This is a genomic window from Kitasatospora sp. NPDC059408 (assembly GCF_042751525.1).
Classification (GTDB): Bacteria; Actinomycetota; Actinomycetes; order Streptomycetales; family Streptomycetaceae; genus Kitasatospora.
The window spans coordinates 1-25,200 of the sequence record NZ_JBHYWI010000060.1; the positions used below are offsets into that span (position 1 = coordinate 1).

The 25,200-nt window shown below is 74.5% G+C and carries 27 protein-coding genes; 11 read left to right on the plus strand and 16 right to left on the minus strand.

The genetic code is table 11. The features are described 5' to 3' along the window. Both ACFXDE_RS31330 and sigE read right to left on the minus strand, forming a co-directional pair. Positions 1 to 592: zf-HC2 domain-containing protein (locus tag ACFXDE_RS31330; RefSeq protein WP_380498013.1), on the minus strand; the 592-nt coding region annotated here is incomplete at its 3' end. Then, positions 589 to 1,320, minus strand: a complete 732-nt coding sequence (gene sigE, locus ACFXDE_RS31335; protein ID WP_380438278.1) for an RNA polymerase sigma factor SigE — start codon at positions 1,318 to 1,320, stop codon at positions 589 to 591. The genes sigE and ACFXDE_RS31330, both read right to left, overlap by 4 nt. 288 nt (positions 1,321 to 1,608) lie before the next feature. On the opposite strand from sigE, the gene ACFXDE_RS31340 reads away from it, so the two are divergent. Further along, positions 1,609 to 2,241, plus strand: coding sequence for an O-methyltransferase (locus ACFXDE_RS31340; protein ID WP_329928162.1), 633 nt, complete (start codon positions 1,609 to 1,611; stop codon positions 2,239 to 2,241). 124 nt (positions 2,242 to 2,365) lie between these two features. Here ACFXDE_RS31340 and ACFXDE_RS31345 read toward each other — a convergent pair whose 3' ends face one another. Beyond that, a complete protein-coding gene (locus ACFXDE_RS31345; RefSeq protein ID WP_014137929.1) occupies positions 2,366 to 2,533 on the minus strand; it encodes a DUF3117 domain-containing protein in 168 nt (55 codons plus the stop codon). A 298-nt stretch (positions 2,534 to 2,831) separates the two neighbouring features. Between ACFXDE_RS31345 and ACFXDE_RS31350 the strand changes: the two genes are divergently transcribed. Next, positions 2,832 to 3,632, plus strand: a complete 801-nt coding sequence (locus ACFXDE_RS31350) for an enoyl-CoA hydratase-related protein (protein ID WP_380438198.1) — start codon at positions 2,832 to 2,834, stop codon at positions 3,630 to 3,632. Positions 3,633 to 3,640: 8 nt separating this feature from the next. On the opposite strand, the gene ACFXDE_RS31355 is transcribed toward ACFXDE_RS31350, so the two are convergent. Both ACFXDE_RS31355 and ACFXDE_RS31360 read right to left on the minus strand, forming a co-directional pair. Then, a complete protein-coding gene (locus ACFXDE_RS31355; protein WP_380498014.1) occupies positions 3,641 to 4,261 on the minus strand; it encodes a DNA-3-methyladenine glycosylase I in 621 nt (206 codons plus the stop codon). Further along, positions 4,258 to 4,728 (minus strand): DivIVA domain-containing protein, encoded by a 471-nt coding sequence (locus ACFXDE_RS31360; RefSeq protein WP_380438194.1) that lies wholly within the window; start codon positions 4,726 to 4,728, stop codon positions 4,258 to 4,260. Before ACFXDE_RS31360 ends, ACFXDE_RS31355 begins: the two co-directional genes overlap by 4 nt. A gap of 118 nt (positions 4,729 to 4,846) precedes the next feature. Between ACFXDE_RS31360 and folP the strand changes: the two genes are divergently transcribed. Next, positions 4,847 to 5,659, plus strand: coding sequence for a dihydropteroate synthase (folP, locus tag ACFXDE_RS31365; protein ID WP_380438276.1), 813 nt, complete (start codon positions 4,847 to 4,849; stop codon positions 5,657 to 5,659). 69 nt (positions 5,660 to 5,728) lie between these two features. On the opposite strand, the gene ACFXDE_RS31370 is transcribed toward folP, so the two are convergent. Together ACFXDE_RS31370 and dapE are read right to left on the minus strand one after the other, a co-directional pair. Next, entirely contained in the window at positions 5,729 to 6,538 is an 810-nt protein-coding gene (locus ACFXDE_RS31370) for a TIGR00730 family Rossman fold protein (RefSeq protein WP_380438192.1), read from the minus strand. A gap of 113 nt (positions 6,539 to 6,651) precedes the next feature. Further along, entirely contained in the window at positions 6,652 to 7,728 is a 1,077-nt protein-coding gene (dapE, locus tag ACFXDE_RS31375) for a succinyl-diaminopimelate desuccinylase (protein WP_380438190.1), read from the minus strand. Between the two features lie 145 nt (positions 7,729 to 7,873). Between dapE and ACFXDE_RS31380 the strand changes: the two genes are divergently transcribed. Next, the gene (locus ACFXDE_RS31380; protein WP_380498015.1) at positions 7,874 to 8,938 is read left to right on the plus strand and encodes a hypothetical protein; all 1,065 of its coding nucleotides are present in this window, start codon (positions 7,874 to 7,876) and stop codon (positions 8,936 to 8,938) included. Positions 8,939 to 9,230: 292 nt separating this feature from the next. After that, positions 9,231 to 10,004, plus strand: coding sequence for a hypothetical protein (locus tag ACFXDE_RS31385; protein ID WP_380438186.1), 774 nt, complete (start codon positions 9,231 to 9,233; stop codon positions 10,002 to 10,004). 101 nt (positions 10,005 to 10,105) lie between these two features. On the opposite strand, the gene dapC is transcribed toward ACFXDE_RS31385, so the two are convergent. Together dapC and fdxA are read right to left on the minus strand one after the other, a co-directional pair. After that, positions 10,106 to 11,260: a succinyldiaminopimelate transaminase gene (gene dapC / locus ACFXDE_RS31390; protein WP_380498016.1), complete on the minus strand. Its 1,155-nt coding sequence runs from the start codon at positions 11,258 to 11,260 to the stop codon at positions 10,106 to 10,108. A 20-nt stretch (positions 11,261 to 11,280) separates the two neighbouring features. After that, on the minus strand, positions 11,281 to 11,607 hold the full coding sequence (gene fdxA, locus ACFXDE_RS31395; protein ID WP_030061559.1) for a ferredoxin: 327 nt from the start codon (positions 11,605 to 11,607) through the stop codon (positions 11,281 to 11,283). A gap of 131 nt (positions 11,608 to 11,738) precedes the next feature. Here fdxA and ACFXDE_RS31400 point away from each other — a divergent pair, with 131 nt between their 5' ends. Continuing rightward, positions 11,739 to 12,755, plus strand: coding sequence for a GNAT family N-acetyltransferase (locus tag ACFXDE_RS31400; RefSeq protein ID WP_380498017.1), 1,017 nt, complete (start codon positions 11,739 to 11,741; stop codon positions 12,753 to 12,755). Between the two features lie 57 nt (positions 12,756 to 12,812). After that, a complete protein-coding gene (locus ACFXDE_RS31405; protein ID WP_380438180.1) occupies positions 12,813 to 13,685 on the plus strand; it encodes a transglutaminase family protein in 873 nt (290 codons plus the stop codon). Between the two features lie 13 nt (positions 13,686 to 13,698). On the opposite strand, the gene ACFXDE_RS31410 is transcribed toward ACFXDE_RS31405, so the two are convergent. From ACFXDE_RS31410 to ACFXDE_RS31420, 3 genes are read right to left on the minus strand one after another with little or no spacing between them, the layout of a single operon-like run. After that, entirely contained in the window at positions 13,699 to 14,328 is a 630-nt protein-coding gene (locus tag ACFXDE_RS31410; RefSeq protein ID WP_359963282.1) for a response regulator transcription factor, read from the minus strand. Continuing rightward, a complete protein-coding gene (locus ACFXDE_RS31415; RefSeq protein WP_380498018.1) occupies positions 14,321 to 16,018 on the minus strand; it encodes a Mu transposase C-terminal domain-containing protein in 1,698 nt (565 codons plus the stop codon). The genes ACFXDE_RS31410 and ACFXDE_RS31415 overlap by 8 nt, the downstream gene beginning before the upstream one ends. Continuing rightward, complete coding sequence (locus ACFXDE_RS31420; RefSeq protein ID WP_380498019.1) at positions 16,015 to 16,605, minus strand: TnsA-like heteromeric transposase endonuclease subunit; 591 nt, start codon at positions 16,603 to 16,605, stop codon at positions 16,015 to 16,017. Before ACFXDE_RS31420 ends, ACFXDE_RS31415 begins: the two co-directional genes overlap by 4 nt. A gap of 353 nt (positions 16,606 to 16,958) precedes the next feature. Here ACFXDE_RS31420 and ACFXDE_RS31425 point away from each other — a divergent pair, with 353 nt between their 5' ends. Continuing rightward, positions 16,959 to 17,555 carry a hypothetical protein gene (locus ACFXDE_RS31425; protein ID WP_380498020.1) on the plus strand — a complete coding sequence of 199 codons (597 nt, stop codon included), beginning with the start codon at positions 16,959 to 16,961 and terminating at the stop codon, positions 17,553 to 17,555. 104 nt (positions 17,556 to 17,659) lie between these two features. On the opposite strand, the gene ACFXDE_RS31430 is transcribed toward ACFXDE_RS31425, so the two are convergent. From ACFXDE_RS31430 to ACFXDE_RS31445, 4 genes are all read right to left on the minus strand, one after another. Beyond that, positions 17,660 to 18,919 (minus strand): sensor histidine kinase, encoded by a 1,260-nt coding sequence (locus ACFXDE_RS31430; RefSeq protein WP_380498021.1) that lies wholly within the window; start codon positions 18,917 to 18,919, stop codon positions 17,660 to 17,662. An 8-nt stretch (positions 18,920 to 18,927) separates the two neighbouring features. Then, positions 18,928 to 19,650, minus strand: coding sequence for an ABC transporter permease (locus tag ACFXDE_RS31435; protein WP_380498022.1), 723 nt, complete (start codon positions 19,648 to 19,650; stop codon positions 18,928 to 18,930). After that, positions 19,647 to 20,621: an ABC transporter ATP-binding protein gene (locus tag ACFXDE_RS31440; protein ID WP_380498023.1), complete on the minus strand. Its 975-nt coding sequence runs from the start codon at positions 20,619 to 20,621 to the stop codon at positions 19,647 to 19,649. Before ACFXDE_RS31440 ends, ACFXDE_RS31435 begins: the two co-directional genes overlap by 4 nt. 287 nt (positions 20,622 to 20,908) lie before the next feature. Beyond that, positions 20,909 to 23,062 (minus strand): prolyl oligopeptidase family serine peptidase, encoded by a 2,154-nt coding sequence (locus tag ACFXDE_RS31445; protein ID WP_380498024.1) that lies wholly within the window; start codon positions 23,060 to 23,062, stop codon positions 20,909 to 20,911. 313 nt (positions 23,063 to 23,375) lie between these two features. Between ACFXDE_RS31445 and ACFXDE_RS31450 the strand changes: the two genes are divergently transcribed. Genes ACFXDE_RS31450 through ACFXDE_RS31460 form a run of 3 tightly spaced genes read left to right on the plus strand, consistent with a single transcriptional unit; the run spans position 23,376 to position 25,051 of the window. Continuing rightward, entirely contained in the window at positions 23,376 to 23,570 is a 195-nt protein-coding gene (locus ACFXDE_RS31450) for a DUF2304 family protein (RefSeq protein WP_063347949.1), read from the plus strand. Positions 23,571 to 23,618: 48 nt separating this feature from the next. Continuing rightward, a complete protein-coding gene (gene mshB / locus ACFXDE_RS31455; protein ID WP_380498025.1) occupies positions 23,619 to 24,551 on the plus strand; it encodes an N-acetyl-1-D-myo-inositol-2-amino-2-deoxy-alpha-D-glucopyranoside deacetylase in 933 nt (310 codons plus the stop codon). Beyond that, positions 24,548 to 25,051: a DUF6113 family protein gene (locus tag ACFXDE_RS31460; protein ID WP_380438159.1), complete on the plus strand. Its 504-nt coding sequence runs from the start codon at positions 24,548 to 24,550 to the stop codon at positions 25,049 to 25,051. Before mshB ends, ACFXDE_RS31460 begins: the two co-directional genes overlap by 4 nt. Positions 25,052 to 25,200 lie beyond the last annotated feature (149 nt).

Here is a 25,200-nt window from a genome sequence, read left to right on the forward strand (position 1 = left end):
GGTCGACCCCGGGCAGCGGGGTGCCGGCGCCGAGCGCGCCCGCGCCGAAGGAGGCGCCGGCGCCGCGGCCGAAGGAGCCGCCGTCGAGCCGGCTGCCGCCGAGCGTGCCGGGGCCGGTGACGCCGCCGCCGGGCAGGTCGTCGTCGTCCCGGCCGTCGCGCCAGTCGGAGCCGGGCTGCTCGTCGTCCGGCAGGCTCCCGACGGCCATCAGGCGGGCCATCAGGCCCGAGGAGGGGCCGGGGGTGCCGGTGCGGGTCAGCAGGTGCTTGACGCCGCGGCCCTCGTCCGCCTCGGCCAGGCACTGCGGGCAGGTCGCCAGGTGGGCCTGGACGCGTTCGCGGGAGTCGTGCCCGAGCTCGCCGTCCAGGAAGGCGGACAGCCGCTCGCCGAGGTGGTGCTCCTCGGCGGCGGGCTCGGCGGGGCGCACGGCCACGGCCCGCAGCTCGGCGTCGCCGGGCAGCGGGGCGGCGGACGGCAGCGGCTCGCCCGGCTCGTCACCGCCGCGGCGGCCGGGCAGGGACCAGCCCCGCCTGGCGGCGGACCGGCCGGACGGCTCCGGACGACCCGACCCCGAGCGGCCGGTTCCGCTCACGATCGCCTCCGTCCGCGCCCGCCCGGTGCGGCCGGGACCTCGCCGGCGGCGGCGCCCACCGGCACCGGCTCCTCCGAGCCGCCGCGGCGCTCGCGCCCGGGGGCAGAGCCGGGGGCGCGGTGCTTGAGCGCGGCGCGCAGGTGGGAGCGGCCGCGGTGGATGCGGCTGCGGACGGTGCCGAGCTTGACGCCCAGCGTGGCGGCGATCTCCTCGTAGGACAGGCCCTCGATGTCGCAGAGCACCACGGCGGCGCGGAACTCCGGCGCGAGGGTGTCCAGCGCCTGCTGGACGTCGGCGTCGAAGTGGGTGTCGCTGAAGTGCTGGGCCGGGCTGGGCTCGCGGGAGGCGAGGCGCTCGGCCGCGTCGTCGCCGAGCGCGTCGAAGCGGATGCGCTGGCGGCGGCGGACCATGTCCAGGAACAGGTTGGTGGTGATCCGGTGCAGCCAGCCCTCGAACGTGCCGGGGGTGTAGGTGGACAGCGAACGGAACACCCGGACGAAGACCTCCTGCGTGAGATCCTCGGCGTCGTGCTGGTTGCCCGTCAGGCGGTAGGCCAGGCGGTAGACGCGGGCACTGTGGGCCTCGACGATCTCCTCCCACGTGGGGGGAGTCCAGGACTGCGCGTCGGGGCCCTCGGTGAAGGTCGCGAGGGCGGGGGCCTCGGTGGTACCGGCGTCCGGCGTCGCGGCGGCGGGCTGGTCCAGGTCGGAGTGCGCAGGCTGGTTCATCACGGGCTTCGGCGTACGGGCCGACGCGGTGCCGCGGACGTGCCGCCGCACGGGGACGTCGCCCTCGGCCACACCTCCTCGGTCGGCTCTTCTGCCCAGCAGGGCCACCACCATATCCACCTCACCCGTCAAGCCCGGATAAAAGTGCCCGGGAGGTCTCCCGCACCCGGTCCCTCCTCACAACGGCCCGCCGCCGTACGCGGTTCCCGCCCGGCCAGTAATCTGTGGCAGGAAATATCGACATCCCCCGGCACCGGGCCGCCACCCGGGGCTCCGAAAGAGGCAGCCATCAGCGAGTTCGGGCCCGCGCGCGCGGCCCTCGCAGACACCTACGTGGGCGAGGACGCGGTGCTGACCTACGCCCGGGCGCAGTCCGCGCGGACGGGGATAAGGGCGATCGGGCCGAGCGGCGGGGCGTGCCTGAGACTGATGGCGGCCGCGCTGGACGCCAAGGCGGTCGCCGAGATCGGTACCGGGACGGGCGTCTCCGGGGTCTACCTGCTGCGCGGGATGCGGCCGGACGGCGTGCTGACCACGGTGGACTCCGAGCCGGTGCGCCAGCAGCTGGCGCGCGAGGCGTACCAGGCGGCGGGTTTCGCGGCCAACCGCTCGCGGTTCATACCGGGACGGGCGCTGGAGGTGCTGCCGAGGCTCGCGGACGGCCAGTACGACCTGGTGTTCTGCGACGGCGATCCGGCGGAGTCGCGGGAGTACCTGGCGGAGGCGCTGCGGCTGCTGCGGCCGGGCGGGATGGTCTGCTTCGAGGGGGTCTTCCAGGAGGGCCGGCTGGCCGAGCCGGAGCTGCAGGACCCGCAGACGGACGCGGTGCGCAACCTGGTCCAGGACGTCCGGGAGAGCGACGGGCTGCTGCCCGCGCTGCTGCCGGTCTCGGACGGGCTGCTCTGCGCCGTCAAGCGCTGAGCGCCCCCGGGAGCGCCTCCGGGCCGGTCCCGGGCCGGTCCCGGGAAGCCGCCGGCCCGGGCCGACATGACGTCGGACCCGGGCCGGCAGTACATCTCCAGGAGATGGGGAGCACCCGCTGCGGTCAGCCGCAGGCCTTCTTCAGGGCCTCGCCGAGGGCGTCGGCCTCGTCAGGCGTGAGCTCCACCACGAGGCGTCCGCCGCCTTCGAGCGGAACGCGCATGATGATGCCCCGCCCCTCTTTGGTGACTTCGAGCGGGCCGTCACCCGTCCGCGGCTTCATGGCCGCCATGCTCGTTCCCCTTCCTGCAACCGCTCAGCTACGCACCGGCAGTCCGTCCACCGCCGGTATCGAACGCATTGATCGGAAGCCATTATCCCGCATGCCACGGCCTGATGACCAACATCACTCTCGGTGCAACCTCGGCCGGATCCGCCCCAACCGCCGCATTTGCCGTCATAAGCCCCGGCACGCCGGCGGTGCGGACACCACCGGAAGGTGCGATACCTCACACTCCCCAGGCGGCCCGGTGCTCCGGCATCCTGACACCCGACGAGACCGCAGCGATCACAAGGGAGACCCCTCGCCCATGTCCGATTCCGTGCTGTACGAGCTGGACGGCGGCCTGGCCGTCATCACGATCAACCGTCCGGAGGCGATGAACGCGCTGGACGTCGCGACGAAGGTCGCGCTGCGGGACACGATGACCGCCGCGGCGGCCGACCCGGCGGTGCGCGCCGTGCTGCTGACCGGGGCGGGCGAGCGCGCGTTCTGCGTCGGACAGGACCTCAACGAGCACCTCGCGATGCTCAAGCGGGCCGACGAGACCGGTGAGGGCGCGCTGCGGACCGTCGCCGAGCACTACAACCCGCTGGTGCGGGCGCTGGCGGGCATGCGCAAGCCGACCGTCGCGGCGGTCGGCGGCGTCGCGGCGGGCGCGGGCGCCTCGCTCGCCTTCGCCTGCGACTTCCGGATCCTGTCCGAGAAGGCCGGCTTCAACACCGCGTTCGCCGGGATCGGGCTGACCGCGGACTCGGGCGCCTCCTGGACGCTCCCCCGGCTGGTCGGGCACGCCAAGGCCACCGAGCTGCTGATGCTGCCGCGGACGGTCAGGGCCACCGAGGCGATGGAGCTGGGCCTGGCCACCAAGGTCGTCGCGCCCGAGGAACTGGCCGCCACCGCACGGGTCTTCGCCCGCGAGCTGGCCGAGGGCCCGACGGTGGCCTACGGCGCCATCAAGGAGTCGCTGGCGTACGGGGCTTCGCACTCGCTGGACGAACTGCTCGACAAGGAGGACGAGCTGCAGACCCTGGCCGGTGAGAGCGAGGACCACCGGATCGCGGTCCGCGCCTTCATCGCCAAGGAGAAGCCCGCCTACCGGGGCCGCTGAGCGCCGCGTTACCGGGGCCGCCGGGCCTTGCCGGACGGGCCCCGGAGCTCGGTGCGCACGTGGCAGGCCGCCAGGTGGTCGTCGACCAGGCCGCAGGCCTGCATGAGCGCGTAGGCGGTGGTGGGGCCGACGAAGCGGAAGCCCTCCTTCTTGAGCGCCTTCGCGAGCGCCGTCGACCCGGGCGTGACGGCCGGCACCTCCGCGAGCGTGCGGGGGGCCGGCCGGTCCGGGTCGCCGGCGAAGCCCCAGATCAGCTCCTCCAGGCCGCCGTCGAGCCCGCGGGCGACCCGGGCGTTGGCGATGGCCGCCTCGATCTTGGCCCGGTTGCGGATGATGCCGGCGTCGGCGAGCAGCCGCTCGACGTCGGCCTCGCCGAACTCGGCGACCGCGGCGATCTCGAAACCGGCGAACGCGGCCCGGAAGCCCTCGCGGCGGCGCAGGATGGTCAGCCAGGACAGGCCGGACTGGAAGGCCTCCAGGCAGACCCGCTCGAACAGGGCGTCGTCGCCGTGCACCGGGCGGCCCCACTCGGTGTCGTGGTAGACCCGGTAGTCGTCGGTCGAGTCGCCCCAGCCGCAGCGGCGCAGGCCGTCGGCGCCGAGGACGGTGCCGTCCTGCGGACCGGTCACCGGTCCTCCACCGGCTTCGCGTCCTCGGGCGCCCCGGCCGGCTCGACGACCTTGGCGAACGCCTCCAGGCCCGGCAGCGGTTCGGCGCCGGCGTCGGGTCCCGTGGTGGCCTCGACCGCGCCGCGCAGGTGGGCGGCGGCCTCCAGTTCGGCGATCCGCGAGTCGCGGTAGGCGAGTTCGGCGCCGAGGCGGTCCAGGACGTCGTCGACCTCGTCCATCCGGTAGCCGCGCACGGCCATCGGCAGGCGCAGGTCGTCCACGTCCGTCTTGTGCAGCGGACGGTCCTGCGGCAGCCGCGCCGCGAGGCGGTCCTGAACCGCCTCGGGCATCGAACCGCCGCCGCCGAGCGCCACCAGCGCGGCGCCGCCGACCACCACGGCCATGGCGACCACGATCACCCAGAACACGAGCTGTCCTCCCGACTTCCCGGCCGGCCTGCTGTCAGGTGCCCGGACCGCGCTGATCATGACAGCATGGTCCCTAGTGAGGCCGGGGGCCATCATCGCACCCTGGGGAGCCGTGGAGGAGACATCGGTGGCGCTGCGCCTGGGACCGCGCGAATTCGGTGACGACGAGCTGGTGATCATGGCCATCGTCAACCGGACCCCGGACTCGTTCTTCGACCGGGGGGCGACGTTCGCGGACGAGGCCGCCTTCGCGGCCGCCGACCGGGCGGTGGCCGAGGGCGCCGCGATCCTGGACATCGGCGGGGTCAAGGCCGGGCCGGGCGACGAGGTCACCGTCGAGGAGGAGCTGCGCCGCACGGTGCCGTTCGTCGCGGAGCTGCGAAAGCGCCACCCGGACGCCGTGATCAGCGTGGACACCTGGCGGCACGAGGTCGGCGAGGCGGTCTGCGAGGCCGGCGCGGACCTGCTGAACGACGCCTGGGGCGGGGTGGACCCGAAGCTCGCCGAGGTGGCCGCGCGGTACGACGCGGGGCTGGTCTGCACGCACGCGGGCGGCGCCGAGCCGCGCACCCGGCCGCACCGGGTGGGCTACGAGGACGTCATGGCGGACATCCTGCGGGTGACCGTCGGCCTGGCCGAGCGGGCCGTGGAGCTGGGCGTGCGGCGGGACGCGCTGATCATCGACCCCGGGCACGACTTCGGCAAGAACACCCGGCACTCGCTGGAGGCGACCCGGCGGCTGCCGGAGATGACCGCGACCGGCTTCCCGGTGCTGGTGTCGCTGTCCAACAAGGACTTCGTCGGCGAGACGCTCGACAAGCCGGTGGACGAGCGGCTGCTGGGCACGCTCGCGACGACGGCCGTCTCGGCCTGGCTGGGCGCGCGGGTCTACCGGGTGCACCAGGTCGCCGAGACCCGGCAGGTGCTGGACATGGTCGCCTCGATCCGGGGCACCCGGCCCCCGGCGGTGGCCCGCCGGGGACTGGCCTGACCGCGGCGCCCGGATCCGGTCGGCCCGGATCCCGCTTGCCCGGATCCCGTCGACTCGGATCCCGTCGGCTCAGATCTCGTTGACCGGCCGGCGGGCGTCGGCGAGGATCTTCAGGACGTCGTCGATCTCGTCGGTGATGTGGAACAGCTCCAGGTCGCGCGGGGCCGCCTTGCCCTGCGCGACGAGGGTGTTCTTGAGCCACTCGTAGAGCCCGCCCCAGTAGGAGCTGCCGAAGAGGATCACCGGGAAGCGGGTGACCTTCTTCGTCTGGACGAGGGTGAGCGCCTCGAACAGCTCGTCCAGCGTGCCCAGCCCGCCGGGCAGGACCACGAAGCCCTGGGCGTACTTCACGAACATCGTCTTGCGGACGAAGAAGTAACGGAAGTTCAGCCCGAGGTCGACGAACTCGTTGAGCCCCTGCTCGAAGGGCAGCTCGATGCCGAGGCCCACGCTCAGGCCGCCGGCCTCGGAGGCGCCGCGGTTGGCGGCCTCCATGGCCCCCGGGCCGCCGCCGGTGATCACCGCGTAGCCGGCCTCGGCGAGCGCGCGGCCGATGGCCACGCCGGACTCGTACTCGGGCGAGTCGACCGGCGTCCGGGCCGAGCCGAACACGCTGATCGCGGGCGGGAGTTCGGCGAGGGCGCCGAAGCCCTCGACGAACTCCGAGGTGATCCGCAGCACCCGCCACGGATCGGTGTGCAGCCAGTCGGTCGGCCCGGTGGTGTCCAGCAGGCGCTGGTCCGTGGTGCTCGTGCCGACCTGGTCCCGGCGCACCAGCACCGGGCCCTTCTGCTTCTCCGGCCAGGCCTTCTTCTTCCGCGGCACGCCGACCTGCTCGGGGCCGTGCCCGTACTGCTTCTCGTCTCCGGTGCCTGTCATGACGAAACCCTACGCCGGACCTCCCCCGTTTTCAGGCAACGGGGGAAGGTCGGTTGGGGAACCGGAAGATGGCGTTCGGCTTCTGATCGGATCAGCTGCCGGGCGGCCGGCGGTCAGCTGGTGAGCCAGGCGCGCAGCCGCTCCTCGGCCTCGGCGATGGCGCTCAGCGAGCAGTGCTCCTCCCGCTTGTGCGCGAGGTTCGGGTCTCCGGGGCCGTAGTTGACCGCCGGGACGCCGAGCGCGCTGAAGCGGGCGACGTCGGTCCAGCCGAACTTGGCCCTGGCCTGGCCGCCGGTGGCCGCCAGGAAGGCCTGCGCGGCCGGCTGGGCGAGGCCGGGCAGGGCGCCGGGGGCGAAGTCGGTGACGGTCACCTCGAAGCCGTCGAAGACCTCGCGGACGTGCTTCTCCGCCTCCGCCTCGCTGCGGTCCGGCGCGTAGCGGAAGTTGACCGTCACGACGCACTCGTCCGGGATGACGTTGCCGGCCACGCCGCCGTCGATCCGCACCGCGTTCAGGCCCTCGCGGTACTCCAGGCCGTCGATCTCCACCCGGCGCGGCTCGTAGGCCGCGAGCCGGGAGAGCACCTCGGCGGCGTGGTGGATGGCGTTGTCGCCGAGCCAGCTGCGGGCCGCGTGGGCGCGCACGCCGGTGAGCCTGACCTGGGCCCGCAGGGTGCCCTGGCAGCCGCCCTCGACGACGCCGCCACTGGGCTCCAGCAGCACCGCGAAGTCGGCGGCCAGCCAGTCGGGCCGCTCCCTGGCGAGGTGGCCGAGGCCGTTGCGGTGGGCCTCCACCTCCTCGCAGTCGTAGAACACGAAGGTCAGGTCGCGGTTGGGCTCGGGCAGCGTGGCCGCGAGCCGCAGCTGGACGGCGACGCCGGACTTCATGTCCGAGGTGCCGCAGCCGTAGAGCAGGTCCCCGTCGACGTACGAGGGCACGTTGTCGGCGATCGGGACGGTGTCCAGGTGGCCGGCCAGCAGGACCCGCTCGGAGCGGCCGAGGCGGGTGCGGGCCACCACGTTGTTCCCGTACCGGTCGACGGTCAGGTGCGGGTAGGCGCGCAGGGCGGCCTCCACGGCGTCGGCGAGCGGCTGCTCGTCGCCGCTCACGGACGGGAAGTCGACGAGGCGGGCGGTCAGCGTGCCGCCGTCGAGGGTGAGGTCCAGGGGCGTCGTCTCGGGGCTGCTCATGACGCCAGCCTAGTGCGCGCCGCGGAGACCCTGCGTAGCGGTCCTGTGACAGGGTCGGCGAAGCGTAACGGCAACCGGGGGGCGCCGCACACCCGTCCGAGTGGGTACGGTGTCGGATCAAGAAGCAGGCGCGAGAGGGGCGAGGGTGGCCAGGAAGAAGAGCAGCGAGGACCAGGGCGACGAATTGGAGCCCCCCCGCCGCGGGCCGCTGCGTGCCCTGCTGCTCGTGATCGTCGGGCTGCTCGGTCTCGCGCTCGTCGGCGGGGCGGCCGTGGTCGGCATCTGGTGGTTCGGTTTCAAGGGCACCGAGCCCGAGGGCTGCACGGTGAAGACCGCGACCGGCGAGGGCACCCTGGAGGTGTCGCAGGCCGCCAACGCCGCGACGATCGCCGCGGTGGCCCGCTCGCGCGGGCTGCCGGACCGGGCGACGGCGATCTCGCTGGCCACGGCCATGCAGGAGTCCAAGCTGCGCAACCTCGCCGGCGGCGACCGGGACTCGCTCGGCCTGTTCCAGCAGCGCCCCTCGATGGGCTGGGGCACCGCGGCGCAGATCCAGGACCCGGTCTACGCGACCAACAAGTTCCTGGACGGCCTGGTCAAGGTGCCCGGCTACACCCGGCTGCCGCTGACCGACGCCGCCCAGGCGGTGCAGAAGAGCGGCTACCCGCAGGCGTACGCCAAGCACGAGACCAAGGCGACACTGCTCACCTCGGCGCTGGCCGGCCGCGAGCCCGCCTCGTTCAGCTGCGTCGTGCACGACTACGCCAAGCCGGGGACGGACGACTCCGCGGACTCCGCCTCGCCGACCGCGTCCGCCTCCGCGACCCCGGCGGCGGCGCCGGACCGCACCCAGGTGCTCTCCGACCGGGTGCGCCGCGAGTTCGGCCGCACGGTCGCCGCGGCCCCCGGCTACACGTCGTCGATCAAGGGAGCCGAGAACGCCGTCGCGCTGACCCCGGACCCGGCCGCCGCCGCGCTGACCACCTCGGCGGACGCCGGGGCCGACGCCGCCGCGGCCGCCGAGCGGGCGAGCGGCTGGGAGGTCGCGCACTGGGCGGTCGCCCAGGCGCAGCAGCTGGGCATCGCGACGGTGGCCTACGACGGGAAGATCTGGCGCAAGACCTCGTCGGAGGACGGCTGGCAGTCGCAGCCGACGGGGACGACGACCAAGCTCGTCCAGGTCACCCTGGCGCCGTCCGACAAGAGCTGACGCACTGACGTACGGGTTGCCGCCGGACGGGTGATTCCGGTCAACCTTTGTGGACCGGCCGCCCGTTCCGGCGACCCCCGCCGGAGAACCGTCACTCCCCTTGCCCGGTGCAGGATCCACGGGCTCCGACGGGCTCCGCCAGGGCACCCCCGCGCGGTCATACGATCCGATGGTCGGTCGGACACTTTCCTTGCACCGGCCGAAACCTTCTGGCTTCTCAAGCGGTAACAACGTCGTCCGCCCGGTCGTCCACCCGGCGGACGGGACGGACCCAGACCCTTCGAGGAGCCCCATGTCTCACCCCCTCACGCGCCGGATCGCCCAGGCCGCGCTCGTCGTGGCGGCCGGAGCGACCCCGCTGGTCGCGGCCGGCTCCGCGTCCGCCCTGGGCGGCGACGCCCTGCTGCCCAAGAGCGACCTCGCCGCTCCGCTGGGCCAGCTGACCAACACCGACGCGGGTTCCAGCCTCCAGCACACCACCCACCAGCTCGGCGAGGCCGCCGGGACCACCGGCGCCGCCACCGTCGCCGCGGGCGTACCGGCCTCCGCCGACGCCGCCGGCAACATCGTCGCCCACCAGCTGCCCGAGGCGAACGAGAAGGCCAGCTCGCTGACCGCCCCGGTCGACCAGACCGCCGCCACCACCGGGCAGCTCTCCGCCGTCACCCCGAAGGTCGCCTCCGCGCTGGCCGGCAAGCTCGGCGAGGCCGTCACCGGCAAGGCCATGGGCACCCGCAGCGCCGCCAGCCCGGTCGGCGGGCTCGCCCAGACCGGCTCGGTCGCCAAGCAGGTGCCCAGCCTCGGCAGCCTCACCAACGGCGTGCCCAGCACCAGCGCCGTCACCGACGCGCTGCCGCTGGGCTCCGTCGAGCGCTCGCTGCCGGCCGGCGGCCTGGCGGGCGCCCTGCCTGGCGCCGACGTCCTCGGCCTCGCCGAGCACGGCTCGGCCAACCGCCTCGGCGGCGCCGACCTCGGCCCGAACAACCCGCTGTCCGGCGTCACCGGTGCGCTGGGCCCGATCGGCGGCCTGCTGGGCGCCGTGAACGGCGGCGGCGTCGGCCTCTAGGCCACCCCCGGACGGGCCCGCTGACGGGGCCTCGACGACGTACGACGAAGACGGCGAAGGGCCGGTGTCCGAGGCGGACACCGGCCCTTCGTGCGGTCCCGCTAGCGCGCCGCCGCGTTCAGCCGCTCGACGGCCGCGGCGACCCGCTCGTCCGTCGCCGTGAAGGCGACCCGGACGAACTGCCCGCCGGCCGGGCCGTAGAACTCCCCGGGCGCCACCAGGATGCCGAGGGCGGCCAGTTCGGCCACCGTCTCCCAGCACGGGCGGTCCTGGGTGGCCCACAGGTAGAGGCTCGCCTCCGAGTGCTCGATCCGGAAGCCGTACGCCTCCAGGGCCGCCCGCAGCGCCGAGCGCCGGGCCGCGTAGCGCTCCCGCTGCTCGGCCACGTGGGCGTCGTCGTCCAGCGCGGCGATCGTCGCGGCCTGCACGGGCGCGGCGACCATCATGCCGCCGTGCTTGCGCAGCCCCAGCAGCTCCTTGACCACGACCGGGTCGCCCGCCAGGAAGGAGGAGCGGTAGCCGGCCAGGTTGGAGCGCTTGGAGAGCGAGTGGACGGCCAGCAGGCCCTCGTGGTCGCCCCCGCACACGTCCGGGCGCAGGACGGACACCGGCTCGGCCTCCCAGCCGAGCTCCAGGTAGCACTCGTCGCTGACCAGCAGCACCCGGTGCTCCCTGGCCCACGCGACGGTGCGGCGCAGCTCGTCCGCGCCGAGCACCCGGCCGGTCGGGTTGGACGGCGTGTTCACCCAGAGCAGGCGCACGCGCGAGCCGTCCAGCTCGTCCACCGAGTCGTACTCGACGGGCTCCGCGCCGCACAGCCGCGCGCCCACCTCGTAGGTGGGGTAGGCGAGGCGCGGGTAGGCGACCTGGTCGCCCGGGCCGAGGCCGAGCTGGGTCGGCAGCCAGGCCACCAGCTCCTTGGAGCCGATGGTCGGCAGCACGGCCTGCGGGCCGATCTCGGCGCCGCAGCGGCGGCGCAGCCAGCCGGCGATCGCCTCGCGCAGCTCCAGCGGGCCCCAGACGGTCGGGTAGCCGGGGGTGTCCGAGTGGGCGGCCAGCGCCTTCTGGATCACCTCGGGGACCGGGTCGACGGGGGTGCCGACGGAGAAGTCGCACAGGCCGCCCGGGTGGGCGAGGGCCGTCCGCTTGTACGGCTCCAGCTTGTCCCACGGGAAGACGGGCAGGCGGTCCGAAACGCGGCGCGCCGCCCCCGGGTGGCCCGGGAACGGCGCGCGCGTGCTGTTGTCGGTGCTCACAGCTCAGATGCCACCGATCGTCAGTGGTCGGCGTTCTGCGGCGGCAGAGCGGCGATGAACGGGTGGTCACGCTCGATCAGGCCGAGCTTCGAGGCGCCACCGGGCGAACCGAGGTCGTCGAAGAACTCGACGTTCGCCTTGTAGTAGTCCTTCCACTCCTCCGGAGTGTCGTCCTCGTAGAAGATCGCCTCGACCGGGCAGACCGGCTCGCAAGCGCCACAGTCGACACACTCATCCGGGTGGATGTAGAGCGATCGCTCGCCCTCGTAGATGCAGTCAACCGGGCACTCTTCGATGCACGCCTTGTCCTTCACGTCGACACAAGGCTGCGCGATGACGTAAGTCACGCTGTCGTTCCTCCTCGGAAGGGCCCTGGCGGCCCGTTCTGTTCTGCTCGCGTGCGCGGTGAGCGCGGCGTCGTCGATGCCCGCCCCTAGTATCGCGGGTCGGAGACCGCAAATGCACAGGAGGTGCCCAGATGACGGCAGGCGGCCCGGAAAGCAGCCGTCCGCAGGACCGTCCGGAGGTCCGGATAGATCGCTCCGACGTGGGACGACGCGTGTCCGCCCGACGGCTGTCCGGGTTCGTGGACGACCGGCCGGTCTTCCGTGATGTGATCGGCGTGCTCACATCGTGGGACGATCACGGGTTGACGGTCGTGCCCCGCGCGGGCGAGCCGGTCTCCTTCCCCGAGAAACTGCTGGTCGCGGGCAAGGTGGTCCCGCTCTTCCCGGCCCGACGGACCCCGCTGCCGGCCGCGACTCCGGTCGAGCTCCAGCGGATCGCGGCGCGCGGCTGGCCCGGCGTCGAGCAGGAGGCGCTCGGCGAGTGGACCCTGCGCGCCTCGGCCGGGTTCACCCAGCGGGCCAACTCCGTCCAGGCGCTCGGCGACCCCGGGCTGCCGCTGCCGGCGGCACTGGCCGCCGTCCGGGACTGGTACGCCGAGCGCGAACTGCCCGCCCTCGTCGAGGTCGTCACGCCCGGCACCGCGGACGGACTGCGCGAACTGCTCGGCCCCGCGCAGTCGCCGACGCTGGTGCGCACCGCCCCGCTGGCCGCACTCGCCAGGATCGGCTCCGGGCACGACCGGGTGCGGCTCTCCCGCACGGCCGGGCCCGACTGGATGTCCCTGTACGGGAAGCTGAGCGCGGACCCGGCGGTGCGCGAGGCCGCCAGGCGGGTCCTGCACGGCGGGCCCTCGGTCTGGTTCGCCACCGTGCCCGGCGCCGCGGGACGGCCGCCGCTGGCCATCGGACGCTGCGTCGTCGACGGAGCGTGGGCCTGCTTCGGCGCCATCGAGGTCCAGCCGCACGCCCGGCGGGCCGGGCTGGCCACGGCCGTCATGGCGGTGCTCGCCGCCCGCGCCGCCGAGGAGGGCGCCACCGGGGCCTACCTGCAGGTCGAGGCGGACAACGACGGTGCGGTCGCGCTCTATGACGGACTCGGCTTCACGACCAGTCACACTTACCACTACGCCCGGCCGCCCCAGGGGTAGCCCAGGCCACCGCTTGCCCGATCGCCCGCCCGCCGTAGGAAAGCCGTCGCCGTCACCGTGACCGAGCAGAGCAGAGACCGCTTCCGGACCGCCGCCCGCGCCGAACAGCCCGACCCCGTGCTGCTCTGCCTGCTCGCCGCCGCCGAACACGGCCCCCTCACCGACCCGGACGACCCCGGCGAGCCGCCGGGCCTCGACGCCCTGCTCGCCGCGTGCGGGGCCGCCCTCGACCGGCACGCCGCCGCCGTCCGCCTCGCGGTCGCCGAACGCGCCCCCGCCGGGCCCGAGGAGACCGCCGCCCTGCTCGCCGCCGTCCTCGGCGGGCGGGAGCGGTTCCACGGGCGGCAGTCCGACTACCGGCGGCTGGAGTCCTCGCTGCTGCCGGAGGTCCTGCGGCGACGGCGCGGGCTGCCCATCACGCTGTCCCTGGTGTGGATGGCGGTCGGCCGGCGGGCCGGGCTCACCGTCCACGGCATCGCGCTGCCCGGCCACTTCATCGTCGCCGTCGGCGGCCCGGCCGGCGGCGAGGAGTACGTCCTGGCCGACCCCTTCCACGGCGGACGGCTGCTCGACCCCGGCGACGCCGAGCGCCTCGTCGAGGCCACCGGGCACCCCTTCGCGCCCGCGCTGCTCACCCCCGCCCAGCCGCTCGACATCGTCCACCGCGTCCTCGGCAACATCCGGGCCTGGGCCTCCGAACGGCCCGAACACGCCCGCACCCAGCTCTGGGCCACCGAACTCGCCCTGCTGCTCCCCCGCCACCCCGCCCAGCTGCGCCTCGAACGCGCCGAACTCCTCGTCCGGACCGGGGACTTCCTCGGCGGCTCGGCCGAGATGGACGCCTACGCCGAGATCCTCGACGCCTTCGACCCGGACGCGGCGGCCAAGGTCCGCCAGGAGGCCAGGGCGGCCCGGCACCGGCTCAACTGACTCGACCGACGGACTACAGCCAGCCCTTCTCGCGGGCGATGCGGACCGCCTCGGTGCGGTTGCGGGCCTCGGTCTTCTGGATCGCCATCGAGAGGTAGTTGCGGACCGTGCCCTCGGACAGGTGCAGGCGCTTGGCGATGTCCGCGTTCACCGCGCCGTCCGCCGCCGCCCCGAGGACGTCCCGCTCGCGGGCGGTCAGCGGGTTGGCGCCCTCGGCCAGCGCGGCGGCGGCCAGCGCCGGGTCGATCACCCGCTCCCCGCGCAGCACCCGGCGGATCGCCTCGGCGAGTTCGGAGGCGGGCGCGTCCTTCACCAGGAACGCGTCCGCGCCGGACTCCATCGCCCGCCGCAGGTAGCCGGGCCGCCCGAAGGTCGTCGCGATCACGACCTTCGTCCCCGGCGCCTCCCGGTGCAGCTTCGCCGCCGCCTCGATGCCCGTCATGCCGGGCATCTCGATGTCCAGTACGGCGACCTGGACGTCGTTCGCCAGCACCGCCGCCACCACCTCGTCGCCGCGGCCCACCTGCGCCACGACGTCGATGTCCCCCTCCAGTCCGAGCAGCGCCGCCAGCGCCTCCCGGACCATCCCCTGGTCCTCGGCCAGCAGCACGCGGATCGAGGGGCCGTTCTGATCGTCACTCATTGGCTGATCTTGGCACGGCGGCCTGCTCCCCCGGGAGTCCGCCGGCCGGTTCGGCGGCCCGCTCCCGGCTCAGCGGGCCGCGCTGCGCGGGGACGGCGCCGGTGCGGGCGCCGCGGTGGGCGAGGACCTCCCGCAGAGCCGGCGTCAGGTCCGCGAACGGCTCGACCCCGCCCGGGCCGGAGGTCCTGGCCAGCGCCGACCACGTCCCGGTGCCCGGGTCGTGGAAGTGGACCCGGCCGGGGTCGCGGGGGTCGTAGCGGATCGGCCACCGGCCCCCGGGGTACGGCGACGGCCGTCCGACGTGGCGCCGCAGCGCGCGGCCGTCGTAGCGCAGGCCGTCCTTGTGCACCCCGTCGGGGCGGATCACGGCCCAGTGGATCGGGAGGAGTTCGAGGAACAGCGCCGGATCGCGCGGGGCGGCGATGTAGCCGCAGCGGTGGACCGCGAGCCGGTAGGCCTCGTTCGGGCTGAGGTCGGGGCCGGGCAGGCCGGGCAGGGCCAGTCCGGGCTGGCGGCGGCGCTGGTAGCCGGCGACGGCGTACTCGGCGAAGAGCTCCTCCAGTTCGCCGGTCGTCCGGGGGCGGTCCGGCTCCTCGCCGCGGCCGGCGAGGTGGGCGGCGAACTGCGCCCGGACGTGCGCGAGGGCGGCGACGGCCTGGGGTTTTCCGGCCGGCGGGTACGCCCGGCCGCCCTGGACGACGATGCCGTAGCGGCGGCAGACGTCCTTGACCGTCTCCGGGACGACCGCCGCGCCGCGGTCGACGACGATCCGCTCGGGGAAGACCACCGGACGGGCCGCGGCGGCCGCGAACCGCTCGTCCGCCGCCAGCAGCGGTTCGCAGGGCAGCCGCAGCGTCCGGTGCCGCAGATCGTCCGGCCAGCCCGGCCGCATCGGCTCGGGCACGAGGGCGTCGGCGATCACGAGCCCGGCGTCCACCGGCCCCGCACCGCCCGGCAGCAGGCGCCAGCCCAGCAGGCTGCGGGTGCAGAGGTCGACGGCGGCGGTCAGGCCGACCGGGGTCACGGCGCCGGTGGCCGGGTCGACGGCGCTCACGTCCAGCGGGACGGTGTCGACCAGCACCACCGCGCCGGGGCGGTCCGCCACCAGGGGCAGGCCGGGGATCTCCGGCGGCTCGGCCCGGTCGGGCTTCGCGGGTGCGCCCGCCGGGCCGGCGGGGCCGGAGCGGCGCAGCGAGCGGCGGTCCACCAGCCCCCACAGGCCCTCCTCCCGCCAGCGCTTCAGGCGCCGCCACATCTGCACGGGCGCGTAGCCGAGTTCGGCGGCCTTGCTCTCCACCCGGCGGGTCAGGGAGAGCCCCGGCGCGTACTGGGCCCGGGGCTCGTCCGGCCTGGAGTCGTCCGGGCAGCCGGAACGGTAGCCGGTGGTGAGTTCCAGGAGGTGCTCCTGGGCCCGTAAGAGTTCGCGCCACTGCTGGGGACTCAGCCGGTCCAGCAGGGCGCCGGCGTCCGGGCGGCCCTCCTCGGGGGCCGTGCCGTCCGGCGCCTGGCCGTACGGCCGGAAGGTGGGCTCGGCGAGCAGGGCGCCGGCGCCGATCAGGGTGAGTGCTCCGGTGTCCGAGCGGAGCCGGACCGTGTCGTCGGTGATGCCGGTGACGGTGTGCGGCCGGCCGTCGAGCCAGAGCCGGGCGCCGCAGTGCAGCCGGAACGGTCCGCGGGTGGCCGGGGTCACGCCGGCTCCCCGGCGGTCGTGACGAGGGTCGCCTCCCGCAGGGGTACGTCGAGGTCGGCGACCACGCGGTGGTGCCACATCAGGTGGAACAGCACGCCGCGGGCCAGGTCGGGGTACGGCATGCGGGCCAGCAGGCCGCCGATCGTGGTGCCGCCGCGGGCCAGTCGCAGCAGCCGGGGGGCGAGTTCCGCACCGAGGTGGACCGGGCGTCTCGCGCCGGAGAGGAACTCCACGTTCGCCCGGCGCTGGCGGTCCGGCTCGCCCACCCGGCGGTGGTCCCAGCCCAGTTCGGCGCAGGCGCGCCGGACCCGCTCGGCCCGGTGCCCGGGCGCCGGCTCGTCGGTCTCCAGGACCAGGCTCCGGCCGTCGGCGCGGCGCGCCAGGACGAACGGGGCGTGCCGCCACGGGCCGTCGTCGTCGACCGCGCCGAACCGCAGCGGCCGGGTGGCGAAGGCGGTGATCCCCGGGTCGAAGTCGAGGAGCGTCAGCCAGGCGCGCTCCAGTCCGGTCCGGTACTCGACCAGGTCACCCGTCGTGGCGGACCAGTAGGCGTCCGGCCCGGACTCCCGGGCCGGCCCCGCCGTCAACGTCGCGTCTCCCCCGTGCGCAGGCACAGCCGCTTCCCCCGATTCTCGGACCCGTGCAGTCCGGACCACTATCAAGTAGCAGTCCCCCGCTGACAATTGCACTATCACGTTGGTCCGGTCACCCTCATTTACGGGCCTTGGTCACCGGTTTCCGCTACGTTTTCCACTCGTCCGGACCGGCGGGCTCGACCACCGCCGGGGGCGCGATCATCCGTGATCGTCCCGGACCGACGGGGATCGGCGCGCTCGGGGGCTTCGGCGCCGCAATTCGGGGGATCCTGCTCGCGGTTGTGCACTTCTTCCCGAACGGATACGAGGACCCCTGTGTGCGCACAACAGACAGGGAAACGAAAGTGACCAAGAACCAGCTCCGCATGGCCGCCGTCACGGTCGTCACCGCTCTCGCACTGGGCAGTGGTGCGGGCATGGCGAGCGCCACCGAACAGCACAACGTCCGGCTCGCGCAGGCCACCGTCGAGGCGCACGCCCTCGCCCAGGCCTTCGAGGGCACGCCCGCCCCGACGATCGTCGAGGACGGGCTGGAGGACCGCCTGGCGGACCTGCCGGAGGACGCCTCGCTCGACCAGGTCGTCCAGGCGATGTACCCGGACGACGAGGACGCCCAGGCGTCGGCCCTCGCCTACCTCACTGCGGCGTCGGACGACGCGTCCTCGGACGACGCGACCGGCACCGGCGCGCCGGAGGGCGCCGTCACCCCGCAGTTCTGGGGCTGGGGCGACGCCTGGCACCTGGCCAAGTGCGTGGGTGCCGTCGGCGGTTTCATCGCGGGCAACGCGCTCGCGGTCTCGAAGATCCGCAAGTTCGGCGGCGTGGTGAAGCTCGCCAAGCTGCTCATCAAGGGCAAGAACTTCGAACAGCGCATGAAGGCCCTGCTGGCGGCCTTCGGCGACATCAGCGGCCTCGGCGCGGTGGCGAGCTCCTGCGGCTGACCGCAGCGGCCGGGGTGACCGGCGGCACCCCGTGGGGCTCGGTCCGCCCACCGTGAGCAGGAGGGGCCCGTGCGCACCCGCGCACGGGCTCCTCTGCGTTCCCCCTACGACCGCTCGGCCGTCGGCGTCACCGGCGCCGGCACCTCGCGCAGCGGCACCATCGCGCGCAGCCGGAAGCCCTTGCCGCGCTCCCCCGGGCCGCTCTCCAGGCGGCCGCCGACGAGGGCGAGGCGCTCGTCCAGGCCCGAGAGCCCGTTGCCCGGCTGGGACTTGCCCGGGCCGCGCCCGTCGTCGGTGATCTGCAGGACGGCGAAGCGCTCGCCGCTGCCCTCCCACGCCGTGTCGGCGGTGACGGTGCAGACGGTGGCGCCCTCGCCGTGACGGACGATGTTGGTGACGGCCTCGCGCAACGCCCAGGCCAGCGCGCCCGCCTCCTCGGTGGCGAGGCCCGGCCAGCTGTCGACGAGCTCCGGCGACGCGTCCAGCCGCACCTGCGCCGCGGCCAGCGCCGTGCGGGCGGCGGCGAGTTCGACCGGCAGGGTGGGCCGGCGGAAGCCGGTCACCGCCTCCCGGACGTCGATCAGCGACTGCCGCGCCACCTGCTCGATGTCCGCGACCTGCGCCCGCGCCGCCTCGTCCTTCCCGGCGTCCATGAACCGCCCGGCGAGCTCGCTCTTCAGCGTGATCAGCGACAGCGAGTGCCCGAGCAGGTCGTGCAGGTCGCGGGCGAGCCGCAGCCGCTCCTCGGAGGCGGCCAGGTGCGCGACGGCGGCCCGGGCCTCGCGCAGCTCCTTCATGGTGGCGACGAGCCGCTGCAGGCCGGTCATCGCGATGCCGGAGAGGAAGGCGCTGAGGGCGAAGGTCGTGGTGGCGTCCGAACCGGCGTCGACGGCCAGGCCGGTGGCGCCGGTGAGCACCGCCATGCCGAGGAGCGCGCGCGGCGCGAGCCGCACCGGCGTGATGATCGCGAGGCAGACCGAGGCGTAGATGAAGAGCGTCAGGAAGGTGCCGCCGAGGACGAAGGTGGCCACGACCGCGAGCACGACCATCATCGCGACGATCACCCGGCAGGCCCGCGGCTTCATCCCCGCCGTCGAGCGGAAGATCACCAGCAGGACGTAGGCGGCCACGAAGCCGACCAGGCACACCCAGCCGAAGACCCGGGCGGCCTCGCTGTGGCCGCCGCGCAGCAGCTCGCCCGCCGGGTAGGCCAGGTAGAGCATCCACAGCAGCATCCAGGCGACCTTGACCAGCATCTGCCGCCTGGTCTCCACCGGGGATCCGGGGACGTTCATGAACGACGCGCGCGCCACACCCACCTCCGGCTGCTCGTCGGTGCGGTGGGTGCGGCGGGTGTCGTCCATGTGGATCATCATGCCTGTCGGGTGTCGCGCCGGTACAAGGCGGTGGCGGCGGCGACGAACACCGCGAGGAAGGCGGCCAGCCCCGCGACGGCGACGGTGTCCAGCGAGTGCCCGGGCTGGGTGAAGGCGGCCAGCTTGTTGTACAGGAACACCGGGTTGAAGCGGGCGAACTTCTCCAGCGAACCGCTCACCGGGAACCAGGTGCCGCCGAGCAGCGCCATCGCCATGTAGGTGATCATCACGATCGGCTGCACCGAGTCCGGCGCCGCCGCGTACCCGAGCGCCACGCCGAGCGCGGCGAACACGAAGCTGCCCAGCCACAGCGCGGTCGCGAGGCCGATCCACTGCGCGGCGCCCAGCGACACGCCCTGGCTCGCGCCGACCGCGAACACCACCAGGATCGCCGGCAGCGTGGTCACCGCGCTCGCCGCGATCTTGCCGACGGTGTACGCCCGGCCCGGCAGCGCCGTCAGCCGCAGCTGGCGCGTCCAGCCGCTCTTGCGCTCCAGCGAGATCCGCTGCGCGTTGCCGGTGAGCACCGCGCCGACCGCGCCGAAGGTGGCCATCGAGACCATGAAGTAGGTCTTCACCGGGAGGCCGCCGGCCTGGTTGGCGGAGCCGTAGGCGTGGATGAAGAAGAAGTACATCAGCGCCGGGTAGGCGACGGTGAAGAACAGGTAGCGCCGGTTGCGGAAGGTCCGCAGGATCTCCAGCTGGATCAGGGTGGTCATCGCACGGTCTCCTTCGGGGCGGCGTTCCGGTCATCGCGGTCGTCCTGCTCGCCGGTGATGGTGAGGAAGGCCTGCTCCAGGCCCAGCCCGGTGACCTCCAGTCCGCGCGGGTACAGGCCCGCCCGGTAGAGCCCGGCGACGCTCGCGTCCGCGTCCGCCGTCCGGATCCGGACCGTCCGCACGCCGGGCACGCGGGCGGTGACGTCCAGGGACTGCACGCCCGGCAGGGCGCGCAGCACGCCGCCGTCGAACGGGCCGGCGTCCGGAGCGAGGTCGGCGTCGTGGAGCTCGAAGGCCACCCGGCGGGCGCCCGCACGCGCCTTGATCTCCGCGGAGGTGCCGTCGGCGATCAGCCGGCCCCGGTGCAGGACCAGGACGCGGTCGGCGATCGAGTCCGCCTCCTCCAGGTAGTGGGTGGCGAACAGCACCGTCCGCCCGGCGTCGGCCTGGGCGCGCATGCTCGCCCAGAACGCCTGCCGGACGGTGACGTCCATGCCGGTGGTGGGCTCGTCCAGCACGATCAGGTCGCTGTCGCCGGCGATCGCGAGGGCGAAGCGGACCCGCTGCTCCTGGCCGCCGGACAGCTTGTCGACCCGGCGCTCGGCCAGCTCGGTGACCCCCGCGTCGGTCAGTACCTGGGCGACCGCGCGGCCGCGCGGGTGGACGTCGCAGGCGAGCTTGACCAGCTCGCGGACCTTGACGTCGGCCATCAGCCCGCCGCTCTGCAGCATCGCGCCGACCCGCCCGGCCGCGATCGCCTCGCGCGGGCCGGTACCGAACAGCGAGACGGTGCCCTGGTCGGGCTCCCGCAGGCCGAGCAGCAGGTCGAGGCTGGTCGACTTGCCCGCGCCGTTGGGCCCGAGCAGGGCGACGGTCTCGCCCGGCCGCAGCACGAGGTCCAGCCCGTCGACGGCCCGTACCCGCCCGTAGCTCTTGCCGACGCCGCGGAAGGCGGCCACATCCGTGCCCATCGCCCTGCTCCTGTCCCCTGGTGGTGTCGCGTCCGGTGCCGTTCGCACCACCTCAGGGTCCCGCGCGGGCCGGGTACGGCGGCAGTGTCCGCCGTCGTGCGTTCCGTATGACGGATGTCATGCCGGCGGGGGGGGGGCCCCGGGCGGGGTACGGCCCGCCCCAACCCAGGGTACGGGGGCTTGGGGCCCCCCCCCCCGGGGGAAAAACCCCGGCCGCCCGTACCCCCCGACTGGGTCACCGCCCGCCGAAACCGCTGGTCAGGGGCCTTGGCGCGCCCCTGCCGGGGTCACATCCCCAGCGAGCGCTTCACGAAGTCGACCTGGAGCAGCAGCAGGTTCTCCGCGACCTCCTCCTGCGGCGTCATGTGGGTGACGCCCGACAGCGGCAGCACGGTGTGCGGGCGGCCGGCGGCGAGCAGGGCGGAGGACAGGCGCAGGGTGTGGGCGGCCACCACGTTGTCGTCCGCGAGCCCGTGGATGATCATCAGCGGGCGCTCCAGACCGGCCGCGTACCCGGTGAGCGAGTTCGCCGCGTACACCTCGGGCCGCTCGGCCGGGTGGCCCAGGTAGCGCTCGGTGTAGTGGGTGTCGTACAGCTCCCAGTCGGCCACCGGCGCGCCGGCGACGGCCGCGTGGAAGACGTCCGGGCGGCGCAGCACGGCGAGCGCGGACAGGTAGCCGCCGTAGGACCAGCCGCGGATGGCGACCTTGCCGAGGTCGAGCGGGAACTCCCCGGCCAGCGCCTGGAGCGCGTCCACCTGGTCGTCCAGGGTGCTCCCGGCGAAGTCGAAGGCGATCGACTTCTCCCAGTCCGGACCGCGCCCGGGGGTGCCGCGCCCGTCGGCGACGATCACCGCGAAGCCCTGGTCGGCGAACCACTGCGAGGTGAGGTGCGGGTTGTGCGCCTGGACGACGCGCTGGCCGTGCGGGCCGCCGTACGGGTCCATGAGGACGGGCAGCAGGCCGTCGCGCTCGCGGTCGTAGCCGGTGGGCAGGAAGACGGCGGCGGGGATGCGGCGCTCGCCGGCGAAGCGGAAGACCGGGCGGGCGGTGATGACCGGGGTCTCGGCGTACGAGGCGATGGTGGCGATGTCGTCGACGACCACGCCCTCGGGCAGGTCCCGGGAGACCTGGACGAGGCTGCCGGGCAGGTCGGGCTCGGCGGTGGCCCGGACGGTGATGCCGGCCGCGTGCACGGCGGTGGTGACGGAGGTGAACGGGCGGCCGTTGGCGGCCTCCCAGGCGAGCCGCTTGCCGTCGTGGCCGATCCGGCCGACGGCGACCCAGCCGGGCTCGGGGTCGGTCTCGGCGGCGCCGCCGGAGGCGGTGAAGAACACCTCGTCGGCGGTGACCGCGACGACGGAGCGCAGGTGCAGGTCGTCCCCGGTGACGGCCTGGTCGCCGATCACCAGGGCCCGGCCCCCGCCCTCGTCCGAGATCCGCACGAGCTTGCCGTCCGGCGTCCAGGCCGGGACGCCCTGGAACAGCTCCAGCCAGGTGTCGTCGTGCTCCTCGAACAGCACCTCGGTGGCGCCGGTGGCGACGTCGAGGCCGAGGATCCGCTGGCTGCGCTGGTCGCGGGCCTGGACGAGCAGCAGCGGCACGCCGCCCCCGGACCAGTGCACCCGGGCGAGGTAGGGGAAGGCCGCGCGGTCCCAGTCGACCTCGGTGCGGCCGCCGTCCAGGTCGAACACCCAGAGCCCGACCTCGGCGTCGGCGGTGCCGGCGGCGGGGTAGGCGACCTCGGCGGGCTCGCGCTCCGGGTTGGCCGGGTCGGCGATCCACCAGCGGCGCACCGGGGTGTCGTCGGCGCGCTCGACCAGCAGCCGGTCGCCCTGCGGGGACCACCAGTGGCCGCGGTCGCGGCTCATCTCCTCCTGGGCGATGAACTCGGCCTGGCCCCACGTGACGTTCGGCCCGTCGGGCTCGGCGAGGGCGCGGTCGCCGCTGCCGTCGGTGCGGGTGAGCCGCAGTTCGCCGGCGGTGTTGGCGTACGCGACGTACCTGCCGTCCGGGGACGGGCGCGGGTCCAGCAGCGGGCCCTCGGCGGGGAGTTCGGCGGTGGCGCCGGTCACGAGGTCGGCGGTGAACAGGCGGCCGGACAGGGCGAAGGCGGCCAGCCGGCCGGCCGCGTCGAGGGCGTAGCCGACGATGCCGGCCGAGCCCTCGCGGCTGCGCTCGCGGCGGGCCTTCTCGGCCGGGGAGAGGTCCTCCTCGCCGCCGCCGAGCAGGACGGCCGGGTCGGCGGCGATCCGCTCCTCGGCGGTGGCGGTGTCGAGGGTCCAGAGCAGGTTCGCCCGGTCGCTGCCCGAGCGGGAGCGGAGGAAGACGACCCGGGAGCCGTCCGGTGCGACGGAGAACGACCGGGGCGCGCCGACGGTGTAGCGCAGGGTCCGCGCGTACTGCCGGGGGAAGGTGTCCGCAGGGGTGTGGGAGGTCATGGCCAGACCCTACGACCTCTCGCGCGCGCTGCCGGGAGCGTTTTGATCACTCGTTCGGAGCATCGTCGGGAAGTACGCCCCAAAGTGGTCCGCACCCCCTCCGACCGGCCCATGCGCCCCACGAGTGCTGCCGTACCCCGGCGCGCGCGGACTCACCGAACGTAATGCTCCGCTCACCCATCGGGTAAGACTGATCAGGCGGGTGATCGTCCGGCCCCGTCCCGGACCGCCGGTCGCCCGACCGCAAGTCCCGCACGGTCCGACCGCCGACCTCCCCAGGGGGCGGCGCACCCGAGAAGGGGTGTGAGCCGACATGGCTTTGTCCGTCTCCGCAGCCATGCTGATGCTGGTCATCGTGGTGGTGCTGATCCGTCGCTCCGGCCTGAAGCTCGCGCACGCGATCATCTGCGCGCTGCTCGGCTTCTACCTGGCGTCCAGCTCCATCGCCCCGTCGATCAGCCAGGTCACCAGCAACCTCGCCGGGATGATCAACGGCCTGAAGCTCTGAACCGCGCGCGCTCCCGCGCCCGCCGGGCCGGTCGTTAGGCTTCCTCCCATGACCTCGACTACCGGACGCCGCCTGCTGCTGGTGCACGCCCACCCCGACGACGAGTCGATCGGCAACGGCGCCACCATGGCCCGGTACGCCGCCGAGGGCGCCCGCGTCACCCTGGTGACCTGCACCCTCGGCGAGGGCGGCGAGGTGATCCCGCCCGGGCTGGCGCACCTGACGGCCGATCGGGACGACGCCCTCGGCGCGCACCGGATCGGCGAGCTGACCGACGCCATGGCCACCCTCGGCGTCACCGACTTCCGCTTCCTCGGCGGCCCGGGGCGCTACCGCGACTCCGGGATGATGGGCGTGCCCGAGAACGACGCGCCCGGCTGCTTCTGGCGGGCCGACGTGGACGAGGCGGCCGGCCACCTCGTCGCCGTGATCCGCGAGGTGCGGCCGCAGGTCCTGGTCACGTACGACGAGAACGGCGGCTACGGGCACCCGGACCACATCCAGGCGCACCGGGTCGCGATGCGCGCGTACGACCTCGCGGCCGACCCGGCGTACGGGCCCGGGCTCGGCCCGGCCTGGCGGATCGCCAAGGTGTACTGGAACCGGATGCCCCGCTCGGTGATCGAGGCCGGGCTCGCCGCCACCGCCGCCGGCGCGGCCTTCCCGGGCACGGCCGCCCCGTCGGACGTCCCCGGGGTGGTGGACGACGCGATGGTCACCACCGCGGTGGACGGCGCCGCGTACGCCGGGCGGAAGGCCGCCGCGATGGCCGCGCACGTCACCCAGATCACCGTGGACGGCGCCTCGTTCGCGCTCTCCAACCACCTCGGCCAGCCGCTGGTGGCCACCGAGTACTACCAGCTGGTGCGCGGGCAGGCGGGGCCCGGACGGCCCGAGGACGACCTGTTCGCCGGCCTGGACGCCGAGCGCACCACCGCCGAAGAGACCGCTGCGGCGACCGCCGAGGAGGGCGCCCGATGAACAAGTCCGCCGACCGCACGCCGGCCGGGTCCGCCGGCCCCGCCGACCGGAAGCCGCCGCAGGCGCCGAAGCGCTCGTTCGCCGCCACCGTCCTCGGCACCCGGGACGAGCGCCTGGCCGAGGCTCAGCCCCCGCGCGGCGCCCGGTTCGTGGCGTATGTCCTGTTCTTCGCGCTCGGCTTCGCGGTCTCGGTCTGCGGATCCTTTGTGCAGGCCTTGTGGCCGCCCGTGGGGGTCCTGCTCGCGCTCGGCGCGACCGCCGCCACCTTCTACGGCGGACTGCGCGTCACCGGCACCCGGCTGGGCGCCGCCCTGCCCGCGGCCGGCTGGTTCATCGCCCTGGTCGTCGTCATCGTGCCGCGGCCGGAGGGCGACACCGTGCTGTGGCCCAATGCCACCTCGCTCGCCTGGATGTTCGCCGGCTCGATCCTGGGCGTGATCTGCGCCACCCTGCCCACCCGCGCGAGCTGGTTCCCCGGGGTCCCCAACCCGCCCCGCTGAGCCCGGGAGTGCGGCGCGTACGGTACCGCGCACGACGCGCAGTCAGGACCACACGGCCGTACTCTCATACCGGAGGAACCGGACGTATCAGGATCTGTCCGAACCCGTTCACCGCTCAGTTCTTCCCAGTATGGTGGTGCCGCAGAACG

Coding starts and splice junctions, on each gene's coding strand:
- sigE (WP_380438278.1), bottom strand. CDS start 1,320: ATGAACCAGCCTGCGCACTCCGACCTGGACCAGCCCGCCGCCGCGACG.
- ACFXDE_RS31345 (WP_014137929.1), bottom strand. CDS start 2,533: ATGGCGGCCATGAAGCCGCGGACGGGTGACGGCCCGCTCGAAGTCACC.
- ACFXDE_RS31350 (WP_380438198.1), top strand. CDS start 2,832: ATGTCCGATTCCGTGCTGTACGAGCTGGACGGCGGCCTGGCCGTCATC.
- ACFXDE_RS31360 (WP_380438194.1), bottom strand. CDS start 4,728: ATGATCAGCGCGGTCCGGGCACCTGACAGCAGGCCGGCCGGGAAGTCG.
- folP (WP_380438276.1), top strand. CDS start 4,847: ATGGCCATCGTCAACCGGACCCCGGACTCGTTCTTCGACCGGGGGGCG.
- ACFXDE_RS31370 (WP_380438192.1), bottom strand. CDS start 6,538: ATGACAGGCACCGGAGACGAGAAGCAGTACGGGCACGGCCCCGAGCAG.
- dapE (WP_380438190.1), bottom strand. CDS start 7,728: ATGAGCAGCCCCGAGACGACGCCCCTGGACCTCACCCTCGACGGCGGC.
- ACFXDE_RS31385 (WP_380438186.1), top strand. CDS start 9,231: ATGTCTCACCCCCTCACGCGCCGGATCGCCCAGGCCGCGCTCGTCGTG.
- ACFXDE_RS31400 (WP_380498017.1), top strand. CDS start 11,739: ATGACGGCAGGCGGCCCGGAAAGCAGCCGTCCGCAGGACCGTCCGGAG.
- ACFXDE_RS31410 (WP_359963282.1), bottom strand. CDS start 14,328: ATGAGTGACGATCAGAACGGCCCCTCGATCCGCGTGCTGCTGGCCGAG.
- ACFXDE_RS31430 (WP_380498021.1), bottom strand. CDS start 18,919: ATGGACGACACCCGCCGCACCCACCGCACCGACGAGCAGCCGGAGGTG.
- ACFXDE_RS31435 (WP_380498022.1), bottom strand. CDS start 19,650: ATGACCACCCTGATCCAGCTGGAGATCCTGCGGACCTTCCGCAACCGG.
- ACFXDE_RS31440 (WP_380498023.1), bottom strand. CDS start 20,621: ATGGGCACGGATGTGGCCGCCTTCCGCGGCGTCGGCAAGAGCTACGGG.
- ACFXDE_RS31445 (WP_380498024.1), bottom strand. CDS start 23,062: ATGACCTCCCACACCCCTGCGGACACCTTCCCCCGGCAGTACGCGCGG.
- ACFXDE_RS31450 (WP_063347949.1), top strand. CDS start 23,376: ATGGCTTTGTCCGTCTCCGCAGCCATGCTGATGCTGGTCATCGTGGTG.
- mshB (WP_380498025.1), top strand. CDS start 23,619: ATGACCTCGACTACCGGACGCCGCCTGCTGCTGGTGCACGCCCACCCC.
- ACFXDE_RS31460 (WP_380438159.1), top strand. CDS start 24,548: ATGAACAAGTCCGCCGACCGCACGCCGGCCGGGTCCGCCGGCCCCGCC.